The sequence below is a fragment of the Pseudomonas ficuserectae genome (assembly GCF_024584585.1).
In the GTDB taxonomy this organism is placed as follows: Bacteria; Pseudomonadota; Gammaproteobacteria; order Pseudomonadales; family Pseudomonadaceae; genus Aquipseudomonas; species Aquipseudomonas amygdali.
In genome coordinates, this window is record NZ_CP085684.1 from 4,487,914 (window position 1) to 4,513,405 (window position 25,492).

The 25,492-nt window shown below is 60.0% G+C and carries 20 protein-coding genes and 1 pseudogene; 11 read left to right on the forward strand and 10 right to left on the reverse strand.

All coding sequences use genetic code 11. The features are described 5' to 3' along the window. Nucleotides 1-64 precede the first annotated feature (64 nt). Together LJU29_RS19805 and LJU29_RS29930 are read right to left on the reverse strand one after the other, a co-directional pair. Nucleotides 65-1,099 carry a methyl-accepting chemotaxis protein gene (locus LJU29_RS19805; protein ID WP_442628822.1) on the reverse strand — a complete coding sequence of 345 codons (1,035 nt, stop codon included), beginning with the start codon at nt 1,097-1,099 and terminating at the stop codon, nt 65-67. A 249-nt stretch (nt 1,100-1,348) separates the two neighbouring features. Beyond that, nucleotides 1,349-1,630, reverse strand: a pseudogene (locus LJU29_RS29930) (PAS domain-containing protein); the annotation flags it as partial. Nucleotides 1,631-1,880: 250 nt separating this feature from the next. Here LJU29_RS29930 and LJU29_RS19810 point away from each other — a divergent pair. Next, a complete protein-coding gene (locus tag LJU29_RS19810) occupies nt 1,881-2,231 on the forward strand; it encodes a topoisomerase DNA-binding C4 zinc finger domain-containing protein (protein WP_005758680.1) in 351 nt (116 codons plus the stop codon). 39 nt (nt 2,232-2,270) lie between these two features. Here the strand turns inward: LJU29_RS19810 and LJU29_RS19815 are convergent, their stop codons facing one another. The 3 genes from LJU29_RS19815 to recQ all read right to left on the reverse strand — a co-directional run bounded on the left by LJU29_RS19815 (nt 2,271) and on the right by recQ (nt 7,231). Beyond that, complete coding sequence (locus LJU29_RS19815; RefSeq protein ID WP_257111098.1) at nt 2,271-4,478, reverse strand: motility hub landmark protein FimV; 2,208 nt, start codon at nt 4,476-4,478, stop codon at nt 2,271-2,273. A 95-nt stretch (nt 4,479-4,573) separates the two neighbouring features. Further along, nucleotides 4,574-5,008, reverse strand: a complete 435-nt coding sequence (locus tag LJU29_RS19820; protein WP_002552570.1) for a MarR family transcriptional regulator — start codon at nt 5,006-5,008, stop codon at nt 4,574-4,576. A gap of 93 nt (nt 5,009-5,101) precedes the next feature. Beyond that, nucleotides 5,102-7,231, reverse strand: coding sequence for a DNA helicase RecQ (recQ, locus tag LJU29_RS19825; RefSeq protein WP_016980791.1), 2,130 nt, complete (start codon nt 7,229-7,231; stop codon nt 5,102-5,104). Nucleotides 7,232-7,407: 176 nt separating this feature from the next. On the opposite strand from recQ, the gene LJU29_RS19830 reads away from it, so the two are divergent. Further along, complete coding sequence (locus LJU29_RS19830) at nt 7,408-7,995, forward strand: UPF0149 family protein (RefSeq protein WP_002552569.1); 588 nt, start codon at nt 7,408-7,410, stop codon at nt 7,993-7,995. A 10-nt stretch (nt 7,996-8,005) separates the two neighbouring features. After that, a complete protein-coding gene (locus LJU29_RS19835) occupies nt 8,006-8,410 on the forward strand; it encodes a YbaN family protein (protein ID WP_122322597.1) in 405 nt (134 codons plus the stop codon). A gap of 52 nt (nt 8,411-8,462) precedes the next feature. On the opposite strand, the gene pap is transcribed toward LJU29_RS19835, so the two are convergent. Further along, the gene (gene pap / locus LJU29_RS19840) at nt 8,463-9,959 is read right to left on the reverse strand and encodes a polyphosphate:AMP phosphotransferase (RefSeq protein ID WP_004664251.1); all 1,497 of its coding nucleotides are present in this window, start codon (nt 9,957-9,959) and stop codon (nt 8,463-8,465) included. A gap of 162 nt (nt 9,960-10,121) precedes the next feature. On the opposite strand from pap, the gene mnmC reads away from it, so the two are divergent. From mnmC to LJU29_RS19860, 4 genes are all read left to right on the forward strand, one after another. Next, the gene (mnmC, locus tag LJU29_RS19845) at nt 10,122-12,104 is read left to right on the forward strand and encodes a bifunctional tRNA (5-methylaminomethyl-2-thiouridine)(34)-methyltransferase MnmC2/FAD-dependent 5-carboxymethylaminomethyl-2-thiouridine(34) oxidoreductase MnmC1 (RefSeq protein ID WP_257111099.1); all 1,983 of its coding nucleotides are present in this window, start codon (nt 10,122-10,124) and stop codon (nt 12,102-12,104) included. A 174-nt stretch (nt 12,105-12,278) separates the two neighbouring features. Next, a complete protein-coding gene (locus tag LJU29_RS19850) occupies nt 12,279-12,947 on the forward strand; it encodes an ABC transporter ATP-binding protein (RefSeq protein WP_005758688.1) in 669 nt (222 codons plus the stop codon). Beyond that, nucleotides 12,947-15,427 (forward strand): FtsX-like permease family protein, encoded by a 2,481-nt coding sequence (locus LJU29_RS19855; RefSeq protein ID WP_257111100.1) that lies wholly within the window; start codon nt 12,947-12,949, stop codon nt 15,425-15,427. The genes LJU29_RS19850 and LJU29_RS19855 overlap by 1 nt, the downstream gene beginning before the upstream one ends. After that, on the forward strand, nt 15,417-16,496 hold the full coding sequence (locus LJU29_RS19860; RefSeq protein ID WP_257111101.1) for a lipocalin-like domain-containing protein: 1,080 nt from the start codon (nt 15,417-15,419) through the stop codon (nt 16,494-16,496). Before LJU29_RS19855 ends, LJU29_RS19860 begins: the two co-directional genes overlap by 11 nt. Nucleotides 16,497-16,525: 29 nt before the next feature. Here LJU29_RS19860 and LJU29_RS19865 read toward each other — a convergent pair whose 3' ends face one another. Together LJU29_RS19865 and LJU29_RS19870 are read right to left on the reverse strand one after the other, a co-directional pair. Further along, nucleotides 16,526-18,811 carry a polysaccharide lyase 8 family protein gene (locus tag LJU29_RS19865; RefSeq protein ID WP_257111102.1) on the reverse strand — a complete coding sequence of 762 codons (2,286 nt, stop codon included), beginning with the start codon at nt 18,809-18,811 and terminating at the stop codon, nt 16,526-16,528. 9 nt (nt 18,812-18,820) lie between these two features. Beyond that, on the reverse strand, nt 18,821-19,294 hold the full coding sequence (locus LJU29_RS19870) for a hypothetical protein (protein ID WP_306459379.1): 474 nt from the start codon (nt 19,292-19,294) through the stop codon (nt 18,821-18,823). Nucleotides 19,295-19,530: 236 nt separating this feature from the next. Here LJU29_RS19870 and LJU29_RS19875 point away from each other — a divergent pair, with 236 nt between their 5' ends. The 4 genes from LJU29_RS19875 (at nt 19,531) to LJU29_RS19890 (ending at nt 24,628) form a co-directional block, all read left to right on the forward strand. Beyond that, nucleotides 19,531-21,303: an N-acetylglutaminylglutamine amidotransferase gene (locus LJU29_RS19875; RefSeq protein WP_257111103.1), complete on the forward strand. Its 1,773-nt coding sequence runs from the start codon at nt 19,531-19,533 to the stop codon at nt 21,301-21,303. Nucleotides 21,304-21,306: 3 nt separating this feature from the next. Further along, nucleotides 21,307-23,055 (forward strand): N-acetylglutaminylglutamine synthetase, encoded by a 1,749-nt coding sequence (gene ngg / locus LJU29_RS19880; RefSeq protein WP_257111104.1) that lies wholly within the window; start codon nt 21,307-21,309, stop codon nt 23,053-23,055. An 81-nt stretch (nt 23,056-23,136) separates the two neighbouring features. Further along, nucleotides 23,137-24,333 (forward strand): osmoprotectant NAGGN system M42 family peptidase, encoded by a 1,197-nt coding sequence (locus tag LJU29_RS19885; RefSeq protein ID WP_002552559.1) that lies wholly within the window; start codon nt 23,137-23,139, stop codon nt 24,331-24,333. A gap of 67 nt (nt 24,334-24,400) precedes the next feature. After that, the gene (locus LJU29_RS19890) at nt 24,401-24,628 is read left to right on the forward strand and encodes a YheU family protein (RefSeq protein ID WP_003314533.1); all 228 of its coding nucleotides are present in this window, start codon (nt 24,401-24,403) and stop codon (nt 24,626-24,628) included. Nucleotides 24,629-24,676: 48 nt separating this feature from the next. Here the strand turns inward: LJU29_RS19890 and csrA are convergent, their stop codons facing one another. Then, entirely contained in the window at nt 24,677-24,871 is a 195-nt protein-coding gene (gene csrA, locus LJU29_RS19895) for a carbon storage regulator CsrA (RefSeq protein ID WP_002552557.1), read from the reverse strand. A gap of 169 nt (nt 24,872-25,040) precedes the next feature. Further along, a complete protein-coding gene (locus LJU29_RS19900) occupies nt 25,041-25,373 on the reverse strand; it encodes a YnfA family protein (protein ID WP_054995098.1) in 333 nt (110 codons plus the stop codon). Between the last annotated feature and the right edge of the window lie 119 nt (nt 25,374-25,492).

Here is a 25,492-nt window from a genome sequence, read left to right on the forward strand (position 1 = left end):
AATTCTCATTACCACGCTCCGCGTGGTAATGCCGTTCCGGACGCTCTGCGTCCTCTGCGCATGCTTAGCGACTGAACCGCTCGGCCAGGCTGTGCAGGTACTGCGCCATTTCTTCCAGTTCGCCGCTGATCTGCGAGCCTTGCTGCGCCTGGCTGGCACTCTCGTCGCAGAGTTGCGCGATACGGGTAATCTGCTGGCTGATGTTTTCCGCAACGTGGCTCTGCTCTTCGGATGCCGAGGCCATTTGCTGGCTCATGCCGGTGATGCGGGTCACGGACTGGCTGATGCCGTCCAGGGCCTTCTGCACGGCTTCGACGCTGGCAACGCTTTCCTGGGAGATCTGCTCGCCTTTGTTGGCGGTCTGCACCGCACGGTCGGCACCATCACGCAGCGAGGTGATGATTTGCTGGATCTGCTCGGTCGAGGACTGCGTACGGGAAGCCAGTGAGCGAACCTCATCGGCCACCACCGCAAAGCCACGCCCCTGCTCGCCGGCCCGGGCCGCTTCGATGGCCGCATTGAGCGCCAGCAGGTTGGTTTGTTGAGCGATGGAGGTGATCACGTCAACCACGCTGCCGATTGACTGCGTCGCGCTGGCCAGTTCACCCACTGCGTTGCCGATGTCGGTGACCGAGTTGGCCATGTGCCGAATCGCCAACAGGCTTTCATCGGCCAGACCACGCCCCTGCTGCGCCAGTTTGTCCGCTTCCTCGGCGGCGTGGGCGGTGTTCTGTACGTTGTGGGTCACTTCCTGAATGGTCGCCGCCATCTGATTGATGGCCGTAGCCGATTGATCCGCCTCACTGCGCTGCTGGTCCAGCGACTCGGCCTGACGCAACGACAGTTGCGCAGAACGCCCGGCATGCTGGCGTACGCTCTCGCCGGTATCGGCCAGGCGCGTCAGGGCAGTTTGCAGCCGGGCTTCTTCGCTGAGCATGGCCAGATCGAGTTGCGCCTGCGGGCCACGGTTGTCGCTGTAGGTCAGCGCAACCAAAGAACTGGTGAACGCTTTGGGGTGTTCTTCAAGGGTGTTGCGAATGCTGCGGCGCTGACGCATTTCCAGAAAACCGCCCAGCAGCACCATTACAATCGGAATCATGATGATCGAAGGCAGATCGTCGAGCAGGTAGACGCCGACAGCGAGTGCCAGGGCGCAGAGGATCATCGGTAGCTGGCGAACCAAGTGATAGGCCGCCGAGCTGGTTGCCGACACCGCCGATTTGCCAGCACGCAGCCGTGCATACAATGCTTCTGCCCGACGAACCTGATCGCGGGTAGGCAACGAGCGTACGGACTCATAGCCGACGATTCGACCGTTTTCATACACCGCCGTCACGTAGGCGCTGACCCAGTAATAATCACCTTGCTTGGAGCGATTCTTGACCACGCCCATCCACGGCTTGCCCTGCTTGATGGTTTCCCACATATGGGCGAACACCGAAGCCGGCATATCCGGGTGGCGCACAAGGTTATGCGGCTGGCCGACCAGTTCTTCGCGGGTAAAACCGCTCAACGCGACGAAGGCATCGTTGCAGTAGGTAATGTGGCTATTGAGGTCGGTGGTGGAGATGAGGCGTTCAGATGCCGGAAAAGTCCGTTCAGTCTGCGTGATAGGCATGTTGACGCGCATTAATAATTCACTCCGTGATAATGCTTGATATGCCGGGCGTGTGCTGAAGGTGTAGCACAACCTTTCAGGGTGGCAACCGGCAGTCCTCGTGCACTGTTATCGCCCACAAAACGCAGGGCTTTAGCCACAGGCGGCAATTAGGTGTGGCGGGGAACAGCAGACGGGCATGATCGCCACGTAGGAGTTTGCGTCCTGACGAGGATGCCTGCACCATGCTGCTCCTGGACGCGACGCGACTCAAGGCACCTTTATGGCACGCAACACGACATCTGCTCTGGCGGCATTGATCCGCACGTTTCGCAGGCTACTGAGCAGGGTTGCCGGTCAGACAGCGGATCAGCAACAGCATGTGCAGCCCACCAAACCCGCAGCACACTCACCGCAACCGCAAAAGCCTGTCAAAACCAGCCGCGCCAAGCGCCCGGAAAAGCGTCGTGAACCGGCCACACCAAAGCTGCCGGCAAAGCCCGCAGCGCCCGCGTGTCCGCACTGTAAAAAAACCATGGTGATCAAGGTAGCCCGGACCGGCAAGAATGCCGGTGAGTTCTGGGGCTGCGTGGCGTATCCGAAATGCCGGGGCATTCGGCCGATCTTTCGTTAAACGCCAGACCGGTCACGCCTGCTCAAGGAAACAACGGGTTCAGCTGATGCCCACCAACAGTTCCCGCGCCATGCGCCGATGCTCCTCGTCGGACTCGGCAATGACCTGTTGCAGAATTTCACGAGCCGACTCGAGATCGCCCTCCTCGATCAGCACCTGCGCCTGATTGATCTGGCTGAGTGGTGGCTCTTCAAGGTCCAGCAGGTCGAACTCTGCGTCGTCGCTCATGAAACTGTCGAGAAAGTCATCGCTCAGGTCGTCAGCAACTGCAGGTGCCACCACTTCGATGGGCTCGATGACATCGGGTTCGGAGAAATCACTGAGGAACTGCTCATCCGAGAGCTCAAAGACTTCCGGCAGTTGAGTCAGGTCCGAAGAAAAACCAGGGTCGACGTCAGCGGGCGCTGGCGCAGCAGTCGCCGCTGCTGGCTTGATGCGCGGCGGCGGGCTGTCGAACGGATCGACCAGATCCCAGTCGGCATCCATCGACAGGTCATCGAGGTTCAACTGAAACTCGTCCTGCGGATTCAGCGCCGCTGCGGCGGTTTCGTCCAGCTGCGCCGCGGGTTCAGGCTCCAGGTCGGGCTGCAGATAGGCGGCAGATTCTGGCTCGGGCTCGGACTTTTCGAAAGACAGCGTGGTAGCCGCGACCGCAGCGGCAGGGACGACCGCCGCCACAGGCGCAACTTCGGCGGCCTTGATTTGTGGAAAGCGGTCGCGGATGTCTTGAATGGTCTGCGGATCAACACCGTGCTCCAGCGCTGATTGCTCTTCCCGAACAAAACCGCTGCCGTCGCCCTGCTCCGCCAGCAATTCCAGCAAGCGGATGCGAATGTCATCACGCTCCGGCTGATTTTCCAGGGCGCTGCGCAGAATGCCCATCGCCTCGGTAAAGCGCCCGTAGGCGATGTAAATGCTGACGCCGTCCAGCGCATCCGGCGTAGAGCCAGCCGAACGTTGCGCTGCCGGTGGTTTGGTCGCTGCCGGGGTCGGTGGTGGCTGCACCGCGGGTTGTGGCGCAACGGCGGGCACTTCGAACACCGGAAGCATGGTCGCCTGAGCAGGTTTGATCAGTTGCTCATCCGGCGCAACAGCAGGTGCTGCGGACTGTTTGCGCTGCTGGCGTCGTCTCGAATAAGCAAACGCTACAAGCAGAAGCACAATCAACACGGCAGCAAGCAGTATCGGCAGGCTCAGGAATGAATCGGTGCCTGGCGTCGGGGCAGCGGCCGGTTGAGCAGGAGTAGCCGGAGTTATTGCAGGTGCGGCAGGCGTGGCAGGTCGGGCAGCGGATTGCGCAACGGCAAGATCACTGCGCAGCGCGGTGATTTGCTTGTCCTTGCCACTCATCTGCTCTTGCAGTTCTTGAGTCTGGGCCTTGAGCGCCTCCAGCGATTGAGCCAGTTGCTGGTTTTCAATGGCGGCCGCCGACAGTTGCTCGGCGGTGCGCTGCAACTCGGCAGGCTTGGGTGACGACGCCTCCGGGCTGGCGGCAGGCGCAGCGGCACTTGGCAATACAGCGGAATCGGGCAGCAACAAATCCTGGCCAACTTTAAGCGCGGAACCGGCGCCCGCCGCGAATGCCTGCGGGTTGAGCAAACGAATGCCGTCTGCCAGCTGGCTTGCCGAAACCTTGTTACCCGGCCCTTGCAAACGGCTGGCAATGCCATTCAGGGTATCGCCATTGACAACCGTGTAATGCTTGCCCTGCACGGCGGCCGGTGGCGCGACCGGCATGCGGCTTTCCTGCGCAGAGGCCGTCGAACGTTGCGTGTTGCGGCTGCGCGTGGCGGCCAGACCTTGCGGTGAGGTGGCAGGATCAAGCAACACCGTATATTCGTGCAGCAAATCGCCATTCGGCCGCGCCAACTGGACGAGAAAACTCAGGTAGGGTTCGGTGACCGGTTTAGTGGATACCACCCGGATCACGCCGCGATCGCCGCGCAGCACAGGGGTGAAGCGCAGGTCGTTGAGAAAGAACACCCGCTCTATGCCCGCCTTGGCAAAAGCCTCGGGCGACGCGAGCCTGGCGACAACATCTTCGTTGCTCAGACCACCAGTCTCCAGCAGCTGGATCTCGGCATTCAGCGGCTGGTTGAGCGCCGAGTGCAAGGTGATTTCACCCAGCCCCAACGCAGACGCCAGCGTAGAGCAGGCCAGCAATGACGCCGCTATGACGCTCTTGCAAAACACCCCGCGCGCCCTGCGACCTGCACCTTCGACAGCAGCCAGTGAACTCTTCAGCATGCGAACCCTTATAGAAACCACAGCAGGCTTCTCACGTAATCAGTTGGACTTCAGTATCCGTTGCACGATTATGGTTGAGAACGCCCGGCTTCGTCTCAGGATCTTTCCAGATTGGCCAGAATCTGCGAGTGCACCCGCATGCTGACGCGCAAATCTTCCTCGCTCACGCCCTCGAACAGCTCGATACGCAACACATTGGCGATGGTTTCAATCTTTTCAATCAGTGGCAAGGCAGTATCACTGAGCAGGATTTTTTTCGCGCGTCGATCCTCGACTACTGCCTGGCGCTGAACCAGGCCCTGCTTTTCAAGACTGTCGAGCAAACGCGCCAGAGTCGGTCCTTCGACGCCCACACTTTGCGCAAGCTCGCGCTGGGTGGGCGGCTCGGTGAACCGGGCGAGGTGCAGCAGGACCAGCCAACGCGCCTGAGACAGGCCAAGATCGGCAAGCCGACGGTCCAGTTCGGCGCGCCAGCCCCGGGTGAGATGTCCGAGTTGCATCCCGAAACGGTGTTCATCAGTCAATGGCATAAGGAAACTCATGATTCAAACTAATTATTAGCGAGCTAAGCATGGTCCCTATGTTCAGGCAAGCGCGGGACGGTGACGTTTCGTCGCACGCTGTTATACCTCAAATTCCGATTGCAACGCCGCTCGCACGCAATACAAAACGCCCTCCGGCACCCGCCCGGCAAACTGCTCGGCAATCGCCGACACCGGTGGTAGTTCTCCTTCGCCATCGAGAAAGGCATCCTGAACCTCGCCCAACAGGTCTTCCGGTAAGTCCAGTGCCTGCTCGATGGACAGCTGCTGCTTGCCGATGGCCTCGGCCAACAGGGTGTAGACATTCTTTTCCGAGCACTGCAACTGACCGGCAATCTGCGTGGGGGTCATGCCGGCACGCGCCAGGCTGATCAGCTCGTGTCGTACATCGGCCACCACCCGTGGTGCCTCGGCCTTGCCACTGAGCACTTCAAGAAAGGCCTCGCCGTAACGCTCCAGCTTGCGCGCGCCCACGCCGCCCACTCGGGCCATCTCGGCCATTGATCCGGGTTTGCTGCGCAGCATTTCCAGCAGGGTCGAGTCCGGGAAAATGACGTAAGGCGGCACGGCATGTTCCTCGGCCAGCTTGCGCCGCAAGGCACGCAAGGCCTCCCACTGCTCGCGCTCTTCGCCGCGCACCAGTTGGCTCGCCGGGCTGCCGGAACTGCTCTTTGAAGTGGTTTGTGGCTTGAGGTCGCGGCGCAGTTCCAGAGTAACTTCGCCACGCAGCAGAGGCCGGCACGTGTCGCTCAGGCGCAGGCCGCCATAGCCTTCAAGGTCGATGTCTGCCAGCCCGCGCGCCACCAGTTGGCGGAACAGCGAGCGCCACTCGGCCTCGGTGCGTGCCTTGCCGACCCCGAACACCGACAGATGCTGATGGCCGAAGCTTTCTACCTTGTCGTTGGATTTGCCCAGCAGCACATCGACCAGATGACCGACGCCATAACGCTGGCCGGTACGGTAGATGGCCGACAGCGCCTGACGCGCAGGCTCGGTGGCATCCCAGGTCTGCACGCCATCGACGCAGTTGTCGCAATGCCCGCATGGCTTGGGCATGTCTTCGTCGAAATAGGCCAGCAGGGTCTGTCGACGGCAACGGGTTTCTTCGCACAGGGCGAGCATGGCGTCGAGCTTGTGCTGCTCCAGACGCTTATGGCGCTCGTCGCCTTCGGAGTTCTGCAACATCTGCTTGAGCATCAGCACGTCTTGCAGACCGTAGGCCATCCAGGCATCGGCAGGCAGGCCATCACGCCCGGCCCGACCGGTTTCCTGATAGTAGGCCTCAAGCGATTTGGGCAGGTCCATGTGCGCCACAAAACGCACGTTGGGTTTGTCGATGCCCATGCCGAACGCGATGGTCGCCACCATGATCAGCCCTTCCTCATTAAGGAAGCGTTTCTGGTTGGCAGCACGGGTTTCCGATGGCAACCCGGCGTGATACGGCAGCGCGGGATAGCCGTTTTCGCTCAGAAAAACGGCCACTTCATCGACTTTCTTGCGCGACAGGCAGTAGACGATACCGGCATCGCTGCGCCGTTCGGAGAGGAACGCCAGCAGCTGTTTGCGCGGCTGTTCCTTGGGCACGATGCGATAGAAGATGTTTGGCCGGTCGAAGCTGGACAGAAAGCGCTCGGCGTTCTGCAGGTGCAGGCGCGTGACGATTTCTTCGCGGGTACGCTTGTCGGCGGTGGCGGTCAGCGCGATGCGCGGCACATCCGGAAACAGCTCGGCCAGTTGCCCCAATTGCAGGTACTCAGGGCGGAAATCATGACCCCATTGCGATACGCAGTGCGCTTCATCGATGGCAAACAGGGCAATTTGAAGGTTTTGCAGGAACGACAGCATGCGCGGCTGCACCAGGCGCTCCGGGGCGAGGTAAAGCATTTTGACTTCGCCCAGGCGAATGCGGTTGGCCAGCTCACGCTGTTGCTCGGCACTGAGGGTGGAGTTGAGCGCAGCAGCGGACACACCGAGTTCATCCAGCGTGGCGACCTGATCGTCCATCAGCGCAATGAGCGGCGAGACGACCACACAGAGCCCCTCACGCAACAGCCCCGGCACCTGAAAACACAGGGACTTGCCACCACCGGTCGGCATCAGCACCAGTGCATCGCCACCGTTGGCTACACGCTCGATAATGGCACCCTGGCGACCACGAAAGCTGTCGTAACCGAAGATGTCTTTAAGTACGCGTTGTGCCTGCTCAAGCATAAAAACCCCGGAATATCCTGCTGCACTGCAAAACGGGGGAGTATACCCGAGCGCTCGGGAGCAATGGATGGCTCGGACATGAGCGGTCGAAATTAACCGCAATTGGCCTGCGCGCTGGCGCCAAGGACGCTCAGGGCCTAGAATCCAGCATCGTTTATTTTCAAGGTAGCGCTTCCATGTCCTTCGCTGAGCAATTAACCCGCCTGCAAGTCTTCCTCGATGCAGATGAACTGCACGAAGAAGCACTGGACTACGTGGCCGCTCATGGCTACCTGACCGCCCTGTCCATTTGTGCCGAAGACGTGCCGGAGCGCGAGTGGATCGACGCGCTGTTCTCCGAGCCGCCGCAGTACAGCAGCGAGGCGCAACAGACAGAGGTCGAAGCCACTCTGATCGCACTCAAGGCACACATTGCCCGCCAGCTGGCGTCGGACGAAGAGTTCGAACTGCCATGTGATCTCGACCTGGGCGACGATCCGGATGATTCGGACCTGCGTGGCTGGTGCATCGGCTTCATGGAAGGCGTGTTCCTGCGTGAAAACGCCTGGTTCGAAAGTGCCGAGGAAGAAGTCAGCGAAATGCTCCTGCCGATCATGGTCGGTTCGGGCCTGTTCGATGAGCAGCCGGAGTTCGCCGACATCGCTCAGGACGCCAACCTGATGGACGACATGATCGTGCAAATCCCCGAAGCACTGACCGCCCTGTACCTGCTCTGCCAGGCTCCGGACGAAAAGCCGGCGATCCTCAAGCCCCGCCACCACTGAGTCGGCGCCTATGGCGCAAGACTCACCGCGCACCAGCCGTCACCGCTCGGTGCGCTATCTGCTGATAGCGGTTGGCTGGTTGAGCGTGGTATCGGGCGTCATCGGGATATTCCTGCCGGTGCTGCCCACCACGCCCTTTCTGCTGCTGGCAGCTGCATGCTTCGCGCGCAGCTCTCCACGTTTCTACCACTGGCTGGTCGACCACCCGCGGCTTGGCCCATGGATTCGAGACTACCTTGAAGGCAATGGCATCCCGCTCAAGGGCAAGGTGTACGTAATCGGCCTGATGTGGCTGAGCATCAGCCTGTCGTGCTACCTGATCGCACAGCCTTGGGCACGAGCTTTCATGCTGACCAGCGCGGTGCTGGTGACCATTTACATCATCAGGCAGAAAACGCGCCCGCCTCGCAAATGATGCCCCGCTGCGCCCGCCAGTGCCGATGCAGACAGGCACGCGGTTCAGACGATCACTTCTTCTTGTCTTTGCCAAACGCCTTTTCCAGCGCCTCGTTGATCGTGCGTAACACCTTGACCCTCGCCCAGCGCTTGTCGTTGGCCTCGATCAGTGTCCACGGCGCAATTTCGGTGCTGGTGCGATCCACCATGTCGCCCACTGCCTGGCGGTAATCCGGCCATTTCTTGCGGTTGCGCCAGTCGTCTTCGGTGATCTTGTAACGCTTGAACGGGATCTTTTCGCGCTCTTGAAAACGTTCCAGCTGGGTCTGCTGATCGATGGCCAGCCAGAATTTGACCACCACAATGCCTGCGTCCGTGAGTTGCTCTTCGAAGTCATTGATTTCGGCGTAAGCGCGCTTCCAGTCGGACTCACTGCAAAAGCCCTCGACCCGCTCGACCAACACCCGGCCGTACCACGAGCGGTCAAAAATAGTGAATTTGCCGCGCGCCGGTATCTGCCGCCAGAAACGCCACAAATACGGCTGAGCACGTTCATCCTGAGTCGGTGCAGCAATTGGTACGATAGCGTACTGCCGCGGGTCGAGCGCCGCTGCAACACGACGTATCGCGCCGCCCTTGCCTGCCGCGTCGTTGCCTTCGAACACGGCCACCAGTGCATGGCTTTTCATGCGTTTGTCGCGCATGTTGCCGGACAGGCGCGCCTGCTCGGTGATGAGCTGCTGTTGGTAGTCGTCCTTGCTCAGGTGCAGGCTCAGGTCGAGGCTGTCCAGCAGGGTCAACTCATTGTCATGGATCGCCAACGGGCCAACGGTGAGCGCAGCGGGCTCGGGCTCGACCTTGTTCAGCGCGGCCTGCATGCCTTCCAGCAGCAGACGGCCGACCGTCAGGCTGCGGTAGTTGGCGTCCACGCCTTCGATCACATGCCAGGGCGCATATTCGCGGCTGGTGCGACGCAACACCCGCTCACCGAAGCGCACGAACTTGTCGTAAGTCTTGGACTGCTGCCAGTCCAGCGGGCTGATGCGCCAGCTGTGCAGCGGATCATCCTTGAGGGTTTTGAGGCGCAGCTTCATCTGTTTCTTGGACAGGTGGAACCAGAATTTGAAGATCAGCGCGCCTTCGTCACAGAGCATCTTTTCCAGGCGCTCGGCACCGCTGATGGCCTGATCGAGCACCGCGTCCTTGAAACGCCCATGGACCCTGCCCTGCAACATCTGGCTATACCAGTTACCAAAGAAGATTCCCATGCGCCCCTTGGCAGGCAGTTGTCGCCAGTAACGCCAGGCGGGTGGATGGGCCAGCTCTTCGTCGGTCTGCTGATCGAAGGTGCGTACCTCGATCAGGCGCGGGTCCATCCATTCGCTGAGCAGTTTGACGGTCTCGCCCTTGCCTGCGCCCTCTATGCCGTTGATCAGCACGATGATCTGCCGACCGGCCTGCTCGTGCAGGTCTATCTGCGCTTCCAGCAAGGCTTCGCGCAACTCGGGCAAAGCAGCTTCGTAGGTCTCGTCGTCAATGGCATGACCGATTTCAGCGGATTCAAACATGCACAACTCCTGATTGGGGATGGCTCAGAGAACGCCCGGTGGACAACCCTCAGTGAGCATTCTGACCACCGATTGCGGGCATCGGTCAATCGGCGCAGCAGTGATCGCACTTTTATCCTCGCACACGGCTAAAATGCGCCCACTGCCACCGCTGAGCCTGACATGACCATTACCCGCCACGCCCGGATAGACTGGGACGAACAAGGCAACCCGCGTTCCCGCGATTTCTCCGATGTCTACTTTTCCACCGAGTCCGGTCTGGACGAGACGCGCCATGTGTTTCTGGTGCAGAACGACCTGCGCCGGCGTTTCAGCGAGCTGCCGGAGGACGGCAGGCTGATCATTGGTGAAACCGGATTCGGCACCGGGCTGAATTTCCTCTGTGCCTGGCAGTTGTTCGACGAGTGCGCGCCCGCCAATGCGCGCCTGCAGTTCGTCAGCGTCGAGAAATACCCGTTGAGCCGCGCCGACCTGCAACGCGCGCTGGCATTGTGGCCGGAGCTGTCGCCGTTCGCGGGTCAATTGCTCGATCAATATGTGGCTGTGCATGAAGGCTTTCAGCGTCTGGTATTCGATGACGGCCGCGTGACCCTGACCCTGCTGATTGGTGATGCGCTGCAAATGCTACCGCAGCTGGACGGGCAGATTGATGCGTGGTTTCTCGACGGGTTTGCGCCAGCGAAAAACCCGGAAATGTGGACACCCGAACTGTTTGCCGAACTGGCGCGCCTGTCTGCACCGAGCGCCACGATAGGCACGTTTACCAGCACCGGCTGGGTGCGGCGCTCGCTGAACGCAGCAGGCTTCAAAATGAAGCGGGTGCCGGGCATCGGCCATAAATGGGAAGTGCTGCGCGGCGCGTTTATCGCCTGGCCTGAAGATGCTGCACCCTCTCCTGCCGCCAAACCCTGGTTCGCCCGCCCCGCTCCGATTAGCGGCGAGCGCAAGGCGCTGGTGATCGGCGCAGGGCTGGCAGGCTGCGCCACGGCGCAGAGCCTGGCACAGCGGGGTTGGCAGGTCAGCCTGCTGGAGCGTCATGCCGCACCGGCGCAGGAAGCCTCGGGCAATCCGCAGGGCGTGCTGTACCTGAAGTTATCGGCGCATGGCACAGCGCTTTCACAGTTGATCCTCAGCGGTTTTGGCCACACGCGAAGACTGCTTGAACGCTTGCAGCGCGGTGTCGACTGGGACGCTTGCGGCGTGCTGCAACTGACCTTCAATGACAAGGAAGCGCTGCGTCAGAAACAGCTGGCCGATGCCTTCCCCGAATCACTCCTGCACCTGCTGGACCAGCCTGCGGCCGAAGCGCAGAGCGGCGTTGCGCTGAACAGTGGCGGGCTGTTTTACCCCGAAGGCGGCTGGGTTCATCCGCCTGCGCTGTGTCACGCACAGGCCGCGCACGCCAATATCCGTCTGATCGCTCATCAGCAGGCATTGGAGCTGAGACGCATCGATGATCAGTGGCAGGTCTGGAGTGACGAACAGTTGATCGACAGTGCTCCGGTCGTCGTGCTGGCCGGGGCGGCGGATATCAAGCAGTTTTCGCAGAGCGCCGATTTACCGCTCAAACGCATCCGCGGGCAGATCACCCGTTTGCCGCAGACTCAGGCCAGCACGGCATTGCGCAGCGTGGTGTGCGCCGAGGGTTATGTGGCTCCGGCGCGTCTTGGCGAACATACGCTGGGGGCCAGTTTCGATTTCAACAGTACTGATCTGCCCCCCAACCTGGCCGATCATCTGGACAATCTGGGGCTGTTGCGGGAGATTTCAGAAGACCTCACTTCGCGCCTCGACACCGCCGATTTGTCGCCCGAGCAATTGCAGGGTCGCGCAGCCTTTCGCTGTACAAGCCCGGACTACCTGCCCATCGTCGGGCCGCTGGCCGATCGCGAAGCATTTCTTCAGGCCTATGCTGCCCTGGGCAAGGACGCGCGCCAGGTGCCCAACATCGCCTGCCCGTGGCTGGACGGCCTGTACGTCAACAGCGGCCACGGTTCGCGCGGGCTGATCACCGCGCCGCTGTGTGGCGAGCTGATCGCCGCCTGGCTCGACAACGAGCCCCTGCCCTTGCCGCGTAGCGTTGCCGAAGCCTGTCACCCTAACCGGTTTGCCCTGCGCGGGCTGATTCGTGGCGGCGGGAAGTAGCTTTATGATTGTCGTTCGGGAATGCTGGTCGCGACGCTCTGCGTAGCAAAGAGGACGCAGAGCGTCCTGAACGGCATGACGACGCAGAGCGTCGCACGATAGCTGATATCTGGTCGCGACGCGCTTGCGCTCAGGCGCTACTCTTTTAACTCAGTCAGAACCATTGAGCCGCTCATGCTGCAAGTGCGAAACGTATTCAAGCGCTACACCACGGCCCAGGGGCCGCTGAATGTATTAAAGGGCGTGGACCTGCACCTGACACAGGGCGAAAGCCTGGCGTTGATGGGCGAATCCGGCAGTGGCAAAAGCACCTTGCTGCATCTGGTCGCGGGCCTTGATCAGGTCGATGACGGCAGCATAGAGGTTGCCGGCCAACGCCTGGACCTGATGAACGAAAGCCAGCTGGCGAACTGGCGGCGGACTGAAATCGGTCTGGTGTTTCAGCAGTTCAACCTGATCGGCAGCCTGAAGATAGCCGACAACCTGGCGTTTCAGGCACGACTGGCCGGGCGCGTAGATGCAGCTTGGCAGGCGCATTTGATCGAGCGTCTGGGTCTGGCCGCACTGCTGGATCGCTATCCCGAACAGCTCTCCGGCGGACAGCAGCAACGAGTGGCAATAGGCCGCGCGCTCGCCTCTCGACCCGGCCTGCTGCTGGCTGACGAACCCACCGGCAATCTCGACGAAGCCACCAGCGACGAGGTGCTGCAACTGCTGCTGGATATTCTCGCCGACAGCCCCACCAGCCTGCTGATGGTCACCCACAGCCCGCGCGTCGCGCAGCGCCTGTCACGTAAAGTGGTACTGCATATGGGGCGTCTGGCTGACGAAGGCGAACGCTGATGCGGGTTTTCTATTGGACGCTGCGCGCCCTGCTGAGCCATTGGCGCCGTCATCCGGTGCAGTTTTTCAGTGTGCTGACCGGCTTGTGGCTGGCCACCGCGCTGCTGACCGGCGTGCAGGCGCTCAATAGTCAGGCACGGGAAAGCTACCAGCGGGCCAGCCAGTTGATTGGCGGCGAGCCGCAGACCCGTATCGCCGCCAGCAGCGGCGGGCTGTTCCCGCAGGCATTGTTTATCGAGTTGCGCCGCGAAGGCTGGCCCGTATCGCCCATGCTGCAAGGCCGTATCGTGCTTCAAGGGCGCGAAGACCGTCGCCTGCAACTGATGGGTATCGAGCCGGTGACCTTGCCGACCGGCTCGGCACTGACCGGGCAGACGCTGAACGCCGAACAGGTCGTGGACTTCCTCACGCCGCCGGGCATGACCTGGATCGCGCCGCAGACCCTGCAAGCGCTGGGGCTCGAAGAAGGCCAGCAACCGTTGACCGAAACCGGTGTTCGGCTGCCCCCCTTGCACGCTAAACCCGATATGGCGCCCGGCGTTTTGCTGACTGACATAGGCTTTGCGCAATCGTTGCTGGACCAGCCGGGGCAATTGTCCGGAATGCTGCTGGCCAAGGATTTTGCCCGGCAGAACCCTGCGCTGCCGGCAGCCCTGAATGACCTGCTGGTGATCAAGAAAAGCGGCGAAGAAAACAATCTGGAGCGCCTTACCGAAAGCTTCCACCTCAATCTGAATGCGCTCGGGGTGCTGTCCTTCATCGTCGGCCTGTTCATTGTCCACGCGGCCATTGGCCTGGCCCTTGAACAGCGCCGTGGGCTGTTGCGTAACTTGCGTGCCTGTGGCGTCAGCGCACGCCTGTTGATAGCTGCGCTGGGCGTAGAGTTGGGCGCACTGGCTCTGTTGGGCGGTATTTTCGGCGTGGTCAGCGGCTACTTGCTGGCCAGCCTGTTATTGCCGGATGTCGCGGCCAGCCTGCGCGGCTTGTACGGCGCGGAGGTCGCCGGCCAGTTGAACCTCAGTCTGTGGTGGTGGCTGAGCGGTATCGGCCTGAGTCTGCTTGGCGCGTTGCTGGCCGGTGCCAATAGCCTGTTGCGGGCTGCGCGCTTGCCGTTGTTGGCACTGGCCGATGCCCAGGCATGGCAGCAAGCCCATGCACGCTGGTTGCAGCGCCAGGCGTGGGTGGCGGTGCTGGGCGCGTTGGTGGGCGTGAGCGCGCTGTTATTCGGCACCAGTCTGATGCTGGGGTTTGTGATGATGTCCGCCCTACTGCTCAGTGCCGCGCTGGCCCTGCCGGTTTTGCTGGACACCATGCTTGGCGGTCTGTTGACGCGCAGCCGCTCGGTGCTCGGGCAGTGGTTTCTGGCGGATTGCCGTCAACAGTTGCCCGCCCTGAGTCTGGCGCTGATGGCCCTGCTGCTGGCGATGGCCGCGAATATCGGCGCAGGCAGCATGACCTCGGGTTTTCGTCAGACGTTCAACAGTTGGCTGGAGCAACGCCTGACCGCCGAACTGTATGTCAGCCCGCAGAATCCGGAGCAGGCCGAGCCGCTGAACACCTGGCTGAACCAGCAACAGGATATCCGCGCCGTGCTGCCCAACTGGCAAGTGCCGGTGCAAGTCCAGGGCTGGCCTGTGGACCTGTTTGGCGTTATCGATCACGACACCTATCGCCAGCACTGGGCGTTGCTGGAATCCGTCGCCGGTGATCCGTGGAATCTGTTGCGCGATGAAGACACAGTCATGCTCAGCGAACAATTGGCACGCCGCCTTCAACTGGGTCTGGACGATACGCTGAACATCCCGGTGCCCACTGGCAAGTGGACCCCACGCATCGTCGGGATCTATGCCGACTATGGCAACCCCAAGGGCCATCTGCTGGTCAATGCCCGGCACCTGCTCGCCCACTGGCCGCAATCGATGCCGGTGCGTTTCAACCTGAGGGTCGATCAGGCGACAATCCCGTCGCTGGTCATCCGGCTGCAAGCGCGTTTCAAGCTGGACGACAATCACATCATCGATCAAAGCCAGCTCAAGGGCTGGTCGAGCCAGGTCTTTGAACGTACGTTTGCCGCCCCTGCCGCACTCAACAGCCTGACACTGGGCGTGGCTGGCGTGGCGCTGTTCATCAGCCTGCTGACCCAGAGCCAGAGCCGCCTCGGGCAGCTCGCCCCGTTGTGGGCGCTGGGCGTCACGCGACGGCAATTGATGCTGCTCAACCTGGGGCAGACCTGGCTGCTGGCGGTCCTGACACTGGTGCTCGCGCTGCCACTGGGGCTGCTGCTGGCCTGGTGCCTGGATGCGGTGATCAACGTTCGCGCCTTTGGCTGGCGCCTGCCGCTGCAGGTGTTCCCGCTACAACTGCTGCACTTGATGGCGCTGGCGATGCTGGCGACTTTGCTGGCCTCGGCCTGGCCGTTGCTGAGGCTGTACCGTAGCCGTCCAGCGGATCTAATCAGGACATTCGCCAATGAACAGTAAATGGCTGGTGCCGCTGGTCATCGCAGCGCTACTCACCGCCTGCGACGACAAACCGCAACCTGAAAGCGGGTTCGCCGGTCTGGGCAATACGGCCGACAGCTATGCGCAGGTGACACCCGGCAAGGTCTTTTCATTCCCGCAGGACCACGGCCAGCACCCCGGCTTTCGTATCGAGTGGTGGTACATCACCGCCACCCTCAAGGATGACGCGGGCCAGCAGTTCGGCGTGCAGTGGACGTTGTTTCGCAATGCCCTGCGCCCCGGCCAACAGACCGGCAGTGGCTGGAACGAAGGCACGATCTGGCTGGGCCATGCAGCAGCCACATCAAGCAGCGGCCATTACGTGGCGGAGCGTTACGCACGGGGTGGAGTCGGCCAGGCAAATGTGACGTCGACGCCCTTCTCGGCGTGGATCGACGATTGGGCATTCACCAGCACTGCTCAAACCGGAGACCCGCTCGCATCGATGCAACTCAAGGCAAACGGCAAGGATTTCCGCTACGACCTGCACCTGACCTCCAGTAAGCCGCTGGTGTTGCAGGGCGAACAAGGCTACAGCCAGAAATCGGAAGCGGGCCAGGCGTCGTACTACTACAGCCAGCCTTTCTTCGACGCCAAAGGCAGTGTGGTAATTGAAGGAAAAACCTATCAGGTCACCGGTAACGCCTGGCTGGACCGGGAGTGGAGCAGCCAGCCACTGACCGCCAACCAGAGCGGCTGGGACTGGTTCTCGCTGCAACTGGCAGGCGGCGACCGCTTGATGCTTTACCGCATCCGCCACAAGGACGGCACACCCTACCTGACCGGCAACTGGATCAGCGCCGATGGCACGACAAGTTTGCTGCACGCCAATGAAATCGGCCTTGAACCACTCACGGAGACCTCAATAGGCGAGCATCAGGTACCGACCCGTTGGGCAATCAAAATTCCCGGCAGGAACCTGAACATCACCACCGAAGCGCTGAATTCCAAGGCCTGGATGGGCACCAGTATTCCCTACTGGGAAGGCCCGGTGAGGTTCAGCGGTAGCCAGGAGGGAGTCGGGTATCTGGAGATGACGGGCTATTGATACCCGTCTCTTCTCCTTGCGGACATCAACTAATCAATCAAGAAGTTGACGGTTACAGAGCGCCCTCGTTCATCACCCTGCGGCAGGCGTACTACCAGCCTGACCAGTGGCGTGCCCCGCTCATCTGCCTTGATGACAAATGCCAAGTTTTCCAGGGTCTGCGTGGGGTCGGCGCAGGTCAATTTAACCTGCGCGTCCTGCTGTTCTGCAATATAAACGCACGGTTGTTCCGGATAGAAGCCATGGCCGGCTTCCTGCGCCCATCTGCGCGTTAACTCCGCATCGAAACAACTCACCATTACGGCCTCGCCATCGTACACGATGTGTTCATCAGCCATGCCGACTTCGAATACGGTAGCTGTTGGCAGGAGCGCCCCGTCCAAGAGATCTTCTAAAGGACTGACGCTATAGCAGTAAGAGCCGTTCTCACCTTTTTGATGATGGATACAAAGCGAAAAAACAGGCAGTGTCACCGTATAGGGGGAGCCATTGATATTGATGTCAGACCAGGCACCGCTGCGGCTTTTCACCTCGATAGTCACGGTAGGGCGAGACCGGAAATATGCCAGCGTATAGACGAAGCCATCATGGTAAACGGCCTGAATATTGTCAGCCGTCAGCGAGCCCTGCTCAAGTGTATGCTCTTGATTGTCGATCGTCAGGTACCTCACCGGACCACGTGCAATGCACTGATTGACACAGGTAACCACCGGAAACATGACAGAGCGAGTATCAATTCCGGTCCCCATGCAAGTCACACGATCACCGGTCGCCATGACCGTCTTATAGGCATGAGTCACGTTTTTTCTGGACAACTCCATGGACAGAAGGGTTCTCTTTCCATCACTCACGCCTCCTGCAAAGTCGTGAGATCCCCACATGTTTACCCCCCAGGCAGTATTGGGCCATTTGAAATTCGGAACTTGTTCGACCGTCGTCCCCGGTAGACGTTGCCAGTCCCAGACCGGCTGGATGCCCTCATACTCTTTGCCATGATGAGTCAGAAAGCAGGTGCCCGCGCCCATGTAATAACCTTTTGGGTTCTCGCCGTTGCCACTTTCTCCACCCACTGTACGAGTGGAAATCGCCTTGGCCCACACACAGTAGTGAGAACCGATATGGGCCAGATAGTCATTGACCCAAAAAAGACGTCCACCTCTGTAGTATTGGTTGTTTGATTCATCGCCACTTGTGCGTCGAATCAATTCATTGAGTGCTTCTTTGTTGGCAGTATCTGCAAAGGGCAACAGTACTTCAGCCCATATCGCAATGTGAGCATTGGAAGGAACACCGCGACTGATCGCCCTTCCATTGACGTGGAAATCCTTACGGCTGGCGTAGCCCATCCATCCCATACCCTCCACCACAACATTGACCAGTTCGGACAGTGCAGTCGCTGTGAGTGAAAACTCGCTGACCAGTACCACTGCGCCTTCAACAATTCTGTTCAACAACTCAGCGCCATAGGATCCTGAGTAAAGCTGCATGCAGTACTGACTGCCGTTGAGGGCATTGTGTTGATTGATAGCGTAATCCACGCTTACCCCTTCTCCATGCTCCTTGCCCTCGCGTTCGACTGGCTGGCACAGCCCGGACAGCACATCTGCCGCAGCGCGCAGATACAGTAAATAGCTGCCCTGCCCAGAGTTCTTCCATGCGCTGACACTCCACAGAATCTGAACGGACGCAAAGTCAGCCAGATTGGCGCCAGTCTGGGTGTAGGCATAGGTGTTTGTGGTCTTCATGGCGTAGGGGATGAACTGCTTGATCAGCTCTGAGCCGGTCAAATGTTTGGCGAGTAGCACAGCCGTGCGGCCAGCCTTTTTGGCAAGACCAATCTGTCGATTCCACCAGCTGATTTTGTAGTCCTGTCTGGCGTAAAAGTTCAGTGCTTCCAGCGCATGAGACAGATAATGCGCAGGCGATGCAGTTGCCTGACTGAAGAGATAGCAGGCGATTCTGAAGGCCCTGTCCAGATGCAGATTGAGCCCACTGATATCCTCGACTGTCGAACCTTGCGCGGGGTAGGTGATGTCTCGAAACTTACCGTCAGAAAAACCGCTCAACCAGGCGTCTATATCCTGCGCAGACGGAATAGACTTGGGTATCTGATCACAAAGACGCGTAAACACCTGCGCGGCACTTGCCAATGCGGCTGGCGAAAAGCCGACATCGAATTCGAGCGTCAGCGGTAATCCGGCCGGAGCCCAAACGTGGTTACGAAAACTGCTGCCAATAGGAACGAACTTTTTCTGGGCGTTATCCTTTTCTCCAGCGCGTAGCAGCTCTCCTCTGTTGTTAATCGTCTCGCTCAAATAGGCAGGCTACCAATATCTGCCCAAACGCTCAGTCGGGACATGACATTGAACGGTCTGGTAGAGGTCGCCTGTCGACTTGTTGAGAAGATTACACGTGATAGTCGTACCTTCAGGCAACGCGCCTACCGCGTTGACTGTATATAGATCCGACCACTGACTGAAACGGCATGCGGTGGTGAGCGCAACGCGATCAGGCGCTGAATCTGTCCATATTTTATTCAAGTAACTGCTGTGCTCGGTCTTGAATGTCCCATCGGTCTGCAGGACGCCTGCACGTAGGTGCACGGCCGTAGCGTTGATGTAATCTGCGAAAGCTTTCGTCCAGTCGTACTGCCCCACTGCAGGCGTCGGGGAGAACCGAACGGTTTCTACCGGTTCTCCCGTTGCGGTATTGATAAGAGTGATCTGTAGACTCTCCCCTGCGATCAGGTCCCGCTCAGAGTTTATTTCCCTCATCGAAACCCAAGTGTTTGCGTCCATTGCACTATCCCGTCCTGGTAGCAGCAGGTGCTATTTGGCTGAATCATGCGCTGCCTGGGCATTTAACCATCACTAGCAATCTTGATAGGTCCAGTCGCACCCGCCGGGCTGCAGCAAGGGATAAATCCCAAACGCTTATAACTTTTTGATCTAAAACTACCATGCCCGCACTGGGTCAGTTTCTGGGTGACTGCACTTTCTCAGTCACCTCCCCAACGGAAACCCGGTAAGGACTTATGTGCGGATTAGCAGGTGAACTTCGTTTTGACCATCAACCAGCGGACCTGGCCGCTGTTGAGCGCATTACCCATGAGCTGGCGCCTCGCGGCCCGGATGCGTGGGGGTTTCACAGCCAGGGGCCGGTTGCCCTTGGTCATCGCCGTTTGAAAATCATGGACCTGTCGGATGGCTCGGCGCAGCCGATGATCGACAGTCACCTGGGCCTGTCCATGGCCTTCAACGGTGCGATTTACAACTTCCCGGAATTGCGTGCCGAGTTGGAAAGCCTTGGCTATCAGTTTCATTCCGGTGGCGACACCGAGGTGTTGCTCAAGGGCTATCACGCCTGGGGCGCAGACATGCTGCCCAAGCTCAATGGCATGTTCGCCTTCGCCATCTGGGAGCGTGACAGCAAGCAGCTGTTCATCGCCCGTGACCGCCTCGGCGTAAAGCCGTTGTACCTGTCGAAAACCGACAAGCGCCTGCGCTTCGCGTCTTCGCTACCTGCCCTGCTCAAGGGTGGTGATATCAGCGGAATGCTTGATCCGGTGGCGCTCAACCATTACCTCAACTTCCACGCGGTGGTGCCTGCGCCGCGCACCTTGCTGGCCGGCGTCGAAAAACTTCCGCCAGCCAGCTGGATGCGTATCGACGCCAGCGGCAAGGTCGAACAGAAAGTCTGGTGGACCCTGCCCTACGGCCCGCACGAAGACGAGAAAAACCTCACGCTCGAAGACTGGCGCGACCGCGTATTGGACAGCACCCGTGAAGCAGTGGCGATTCGTCAGCGTGCCGCGGTAGACGTCGGCGTGCTGCTTTCCGGCGGTGTCGACTCCAGCATGCTGGTCGGCCTGTTGCGTGAAGTGGGGGTCGAAGACCTGTCGACCTTCTCTATCGGCTTTCAGGATGCCGGTGGCGAGCGTGGAGATGAATTTCAGTATTCCGACCTGATCGCCAAGCATTACGGCACACGCCACCACCAGTTGCGTATTCAGGAAAGCGAGATCATCGAACAGCTGCCTGCGGCGTTCCGCGCCATGAGCGAGCCGATGGTCAGCCACGATTGCATCGCCTTCTACCTGCTGTCGCGTGAAGTGTCCAAGCATTGCAAGGTGGTACAGAGCGGTCAGGGCGCTGACGAGCTATTTGCCGGTTACCACTGGTACCCACAAGTGGACGGCGCGAGCGACCCGGTTGTGGCCTACCGCGATGCGTTTGTCGACCGCAGCTATGCGGAATATGCCGAGACGGTGCAGCCGAAGTGGCACACAGCCAACGACGCAGCCGGTGATTTCGTTCGCGATCATTTCGCCCAGCCCGGTGCCAGCGCGGCGGTCGACAAGGCGTTGCGCCTGGACAGTACGGTGATGCTGGTCGATGACCCGGTCAAACGAGTCGACAACATGACCATGGCCTGGGGCCTGGAAGCGCGTACACCGTTCCTTGACTACCGTCTGGTTGAGTTGTCTGCGCGTATTCCGGGCAAGTTCAAATTGCCTGATGGCGGCAAGCAAGTGTTGAAAGAAGCGGCGCGTCTGGTCATTCCTTCGGAAGTGATCGACCGCAAGAAGGGCTACTTCCCGGTTCCCGGCCTCAAGCACTTGCAGGGCGACACCCTTAACTGGGTGCGTGAACTGTTGACCGACTCCAGTCAGGACCGCGGCCTGTTCAATCCGGCCATGGTCGATAAGTTGCTGACCAACCCAGAGGGCCAGCTCACGCCATTGCGCGGCTCCAAGTTGTGGCAACTGGCAGCGCTGAACCTGTGGCTCAGCGAACAAGGACTGTGATTGATGAAACAGAACGCGACGACTTATAGCCAGCGCTTGTTGCGTGGCCAGTCGCCCTCGTACGAACGTCTGCAAGCGCGTCTTGCCGAAGATGGCAGCCAGATAGATGCAGACCCTCTGGCGCTGCATTGTGGCTGGGGACGCTTGCTGATCGGTCATACTTACCCTGATCCGGCAGCACTGGCCCAAGACCTGCTCAACGAAAAGCCCGGCGAGCGTGACATTGCCTTGTATGTGGCGGCGCCGCAGCAGGTATTGGCGCAATCGCCGCAGCAGTTGTTTCTCGACCCGTCGGACACGCTTCGTCTGTGGTTCAGCGACTACCGACCGGCGCACCGGGTGTTTCGCGGGTATCGCATCCGCCGGGCGCATAACGAAGCGGACTGGCAAGCCATCAATAACCTGTATCTGGCACGCGGCATGTTGCCCATCGACCCGGCCCTGCTCACGCCGCGCCATGAAGGTGGCCCGGTATATTGGGTGGCCGAAGATGAGGGCAGCAACACGATCATCGGCAGCGTCATGGGCCTTGATCATCAGAAAGCCTTCAATGACCCGGAAAAAGGCAGCAGCCTCTGGTGCCTGGCGGTTGACCCGCAATGCACACGTCCCGGCGTGGGTGAAGTGCTGGTGCGGCATTTGATCGAGCACTTCATGAGCCGCGGTCTGAGCTACCTTGATCTGTCGGTGTTGCATGACAACCATCAGGCCAAGGCGCTGTACGCCAAGCTGAATTTCCGTAACCTTCCGACCTTCGCCATCAAGCGCAAGAACGGCATCAACGAGTCGTTGTTCCTCGGCCCCGGTCCGCAGGCGGATTTCAATCCATATGCGCGAATCATCGTCGAGGAAGCCCATCGTCGTGGCATTGATGTACAGGTGGATGACGCGGATGCCGGCCTGTTTACCCTCAGCTATGGTGGTCGGCGGATCCGCTGCCGCGAGTCGTTGAGCGATCTGACCAGCGCGGTGAGCATGACCCTGTGTCAGGACAAAAGCCTGACCCATCGAGCGTTGAAGGCTGCCGGCCTGCGCTTGCCCGCACAGCAGCGGGCAGGCAGTGCAGACGACAACCTTGCGTTTCTTGAAGAGCACGGGCAAATCGTGGTCAAGCCGCTGGATGGCGAGCAAGGCCAGGGTGTCGCCGTCGATCTGCGGACCATCGAAGACGTTCAGAGCGCTATCGAACAGGCCCGTCGGTTCGACACGCGCGTCATTCTGGAAAGCTTTCATGAAGGCCTCGACCTGCGCATCGTGGTGATCGGCTTTCAGGTGGTGGCTGCAGCGATCCGTCGTCCGGCTGAGGTCATTGGTGATGGACGCCATACCATCAAACAGTTGATCGAGGCCCAGAGCCGTCGCCGTGCCGCCGCGACTGATGGCGAAAGCCGTATTCCGATGGACCAGGAGACCGAGCGCACAGTGCGCGAGGCCGGTTTTGAGTATGCCGATACTCTGCCGATGGATCAGCGTCTGGCCGTGCGCCGCGCTGCAAACTTGCACACCGGTGGCTGCCTTGAAGATGTCACGGCGATTCTGCACCCGGTGCTCAGCGATGCAGCAGTACGTGCAGCGCGGGCTCTGGACATCCCGGTCGTCGGCCTGGACCTGATGGTGCCGGCCGCCGATCAGCCCGAGTACGTGTTCATCGAAGCCAATGAACGCGTGGGCCTTGCCAACCATGAACCACAACCCACCGCCGAACGTTTCGTCGATCTGTTGTTTCCGCACAGCCTGCCTGTGCATATCTGATCGCAGTTGCGGACACAGGCTGCAAAAGGGCTATCAGCCCTTGCAGCCTTGTGGCTTGCAACTGTTCCATAAGGAGCATCCATGACCCCTGCAAATATCCCCGATCCGGATCTGAAATACCTGCAGAAAGTTCTGTTGGAAATGCTCGCGATTCCAAGTCCGACCGGTTTTACCGACACTATCGTGCGTTACGTGGCCGAGCGTCTTGAAGAACTGGGCATCCCGTTCGAGCTGACCCGCCGCGGCACGATCCGCGCCACGCTCAAGGGCAAGCAGAACAGCCCTGACCGTGCAGTATCAGCGCACCTGGACACCATCGGTGCCAGCGTTCGGGAAGTCAAAGACAATGGCCGCCTGGCACTGGCGGCAGTCGGTTGCTGGTCAAGCCGGTTTGCCGAGGGCAGCCGTGTCAGTGTATTCACCGACACGGGCGTGATTCGTGGCAGCGTTCTGCCGTTGATGGCGTCCGGTCATGCGTTCAATACCGCCGTGGACGAGATGCCGATCAGTTGGGACCACGTCGAGCTGCGTCTGGATGCCTATTGCACCACACGTGCCGACTGCGAATCGCTGGGCATCGGTATCGGCGACTTTGTGGCTTTCGACCCGCTGCCGGAGTTCACCGAGAGCGGTCACATCAGTGCACGCCATCTGGATGACAAGGCCGGTGTCGCGGCGCTGCTTGCGGCGCTGAAATCCATTGTCGACAGCGGTGCAGAGCCGTTGATCGATTGCCACCCGCTGTTCACCATCACCGAAGAAACCGGTACGGGCGCAGCGGGCGTACTGCCTTGGGACGTGAGCGAGTTCGTCGGTATCGACATCGCGCCGGTTGCACCGGGCCAGCACTCCAGCGAGCACGCGGTGAGCGTGGCGATGCAGGACTCGGGCGGTCCGTACGACTACCATCTGTCCCGCCACTTGCTGCGTCTGGGCGTAGAGAACGAACTGCCGGTACGCCGTGACCTGTTTCGCTATTACTACAGCGATGCGCATTCGGCAGTGACGTCAGGGCACGACATCCGCACGGCCCTGCTGGCCTTCGGCTGCGATGCGACTCACGGGTATGAGCGTACGCACATCGATAGCCTGGCAGCGCTGAGCAAACTGCTGGGTGCTTACATATTGAGCCCACCTGTGTTCGCCAGCGATGCCAAACCGGCCCAGAGTTCACTGGAGCGGTTCAGCCATCAGATCGAACATGATGCGCAGATGGAATCCGACACCCGTGTGCCACCGGTCGACAGCCTGATCGGGCAGAATCGCGAGGAAAGTTGAGGGCCTGTGAATTGCGGTGCCTGGCACCGCAGTTCTATCATCGCTGCTCATCGACACGAGAACCGCCATGCTGATCCCCTACGACCAACTGGAACCCGACACCCTCACCCGCCTGATTGAGGATTTCGTCACCCGTGAGGGCACCGATAATGGCGACGAAACACCGCTGCAAACCCGCGTGCTGCGTGTGCGACATGCGCTGACCAAAGGCCAGGCGGTAATCTTTTTCGATCTTGAGAGTCAGCAATGTCAGTTGATGCTCAAGCACGATGTGCCCAAGGAGTTTTTTGAATAACCTTGGGCGGGCCTGAATCGGGGTTTTCAATGAGGCGAACAACGTCGCCTATTGAAGCGGCGTTGTCGCTTGTTGCGAAAGTTTGTTGGCGATGCGCTTGTAGACCTCGGCTCGGTGAACCTTGATGTCTTTCGGGGCATTGATCCCGAGCCTCACCTGATTGCCGTTGATACCTAGAATCTGCACGGTGATGTCATCACCGATTGAAAACGTTTCACCAATTTCCCGCGTCAGTACCAGCATTTTTCCCACCCTTCTCGTTGCGCAAAAAGGCAGGGTGCATCGCGAAACCGAGCGCTTCAATGCGCTGATGGCAAATCAGTAACGCCCTTCAAACGCATCGGAAAAGACTGAAGGAAGGGTCTTACTTTCTAGCTAAATCTGTAGGAAATATCGCTGGCAGCCGCAGTTTTCATGGAGCTGACCAGCGCGGCCCGAGCAGGATGATAGTCGCGCCGATCACGCAGAAAGCCAGACCCAGCCAGTCCGTGCCCAGCGGCCTGATCCGCTCGACCAGCCCCAGCCAGGCAATCGACGCGACGATGTAAATTCCTCCATACGCCGCATAGGCTCGCCCCGCATAGGCCGCTTCCACACGTGTCAGCAACAGCGCGAACAGTGTCAGGCTGATGAGTGCCGGAATGACCCACAGCGCGCTTTTGCCTTGGCGCAGCCATAGCCAGAAGGCATAGCAGCCGAATATCTCGAACAGGGCTGCGAGAAAGAACCACAGGTAATTGAGCACGATGGACTCGCTGAAAGGGGCTGAAAGGATGGGCGCAACCCTAGCAGAAAACAGCGCCCCCATGACCTTAATGACCCTGAACACCCAACGCGGCGCCACTCAAGAGGACGCAGAGCGTC

What these genes read in the sequence shown, in the direction of transcription:
- LJU29_RS19835 (WP_122322597.1), top strand. Translation starts at nt 8,006, where the DNA reads ATGGCGCAAGACTCACCGCGCACCAGCCGTCACCGCTCGGTGCGCTAT.
- LJU29_RS19850 (WP_005758688.1), top strand. Translation starts at nt 12,279, where the DNA reads ATGCTGCAAGTGCGAAACGTATTCAAGCGCTACACCACGGCCCAGGGG.
- LJU29_RS19820 (WP_002552570.1), bottom strand. Translation starts at nt 5,008, where the DNA reads ATGCCATTGACTGATGAACACCGTTTCGGGATGCAACTCGGACATCTC.
- LJU29_RS19855 (WP_257111100.1), top strand. Translation starts at nt 12,947, where the DNA reads ATGCGGGTTTTCTATTGGACGCTGCGCGCCCTGCTGAGCCATTGGCGC.
- LJU29_RS19805 (WP_442628822.1), bottom strand. Translation starts at nt 1,099, where the DNA reads ATGATTCCGATTGTAATGGTGCTGCTGGGCGGTTTTCTGGAAATGCGT.
- LJU29_RS19860 (WP_257111101.1), top strand. Translation starts at nt 15,417, where the DNA reads ATGAACAGTAAATGGCTGGTGCCGCTGGTCATCGCAGCGCTACTCACC.
- LJU29_RS19815 (WP_257111098.1), bottom strand. Translation starts at nt 4,478, where the DNA reads ATGCTGAAGAGTTCACTGGCTGCTGTCGAAGGTGCAGGTCGCAGGGCG.
- LJU29_RS19885 (WP_002552559.1), top strand. Translation starts at nt 23,137, where the DNA reads ATGACCCCTGCAAATATCCCCGATCCGGATCTGAAATACCTGCAGAAA.
- LJU29_RS19870 (WP_306459379.1), bottom strand. Translation starts at nt 19,294, where the DNA reads ATGGACGCAAACACTTGGGTTTCGATGAGGGAAATAAACTCTGAGCGG.
- LJU29_RS19830 (WP_002552569.1), top strand. Translation starts at nt 7,408, where the DNA reads ATGTCCTTCGCTGAGCAATTAACCCGCCTGCAAGTCTTCCTCGATGCA.
- recQ (WP_016980791.1), bottom strand. Translation starts at nt 7,231, where the DNA reads ATGCTTGAGCAGGCACAACGCGTACTTAAAGACATCTTCGGTTACGAC.
- pap (WP_004664251.1), bottom strand. Translation starts at nt 9,959, where the DNA reads ATGTTTGAATCCGCTGAAATCGGTCATGCCATTGACGACGAGACCTAC.
- mnmC (WP_257111099.1), top strand. Translation starts at nt 10,122, where the DNA reads ATGACCATTACCCGCCACGCCCGGATAGACTGGGACGAACAAGGCAAC.
- LJU29_RS19890 (WP_003314533.1), top strand. Translation starts at nt 24,401, where the DNA reads ATGCTGATCCCCTACGACCAACTGGAACCCGACACCCTCACCCGCCTG.
- csrA (WP_002552557.1), bottom strand. Translation starts at nt 24,871, where the DNA reads ATGCTGGTACTGACGCGGGAAATTGGTGAAACGTTTTCAATCGGTGAT.
- ngg (WP_257111104.1), top strand. Translation starts at nt 21,307, where the DNA reads ATGAAACAGAACGCGACGACTTATAGCCAGCGCTTGTTGCGTGGCCAG.
- LJU29_RS19810 (WP_005758680.1), top strand. Translation starts at nt 1,881, where the DNA reads ATGGCACGCAACACGACATCTGCTCTGGCGGCATTGATCCGCACGTTT.
- LJU29_RS19875 (WP_257111103.1), top strand. Translation starts at nt 19,531, where the DNA reads ATGTGCGGATTAGCAGGTGAACTTCGTTTTGACCATCAACCAGCGGAC.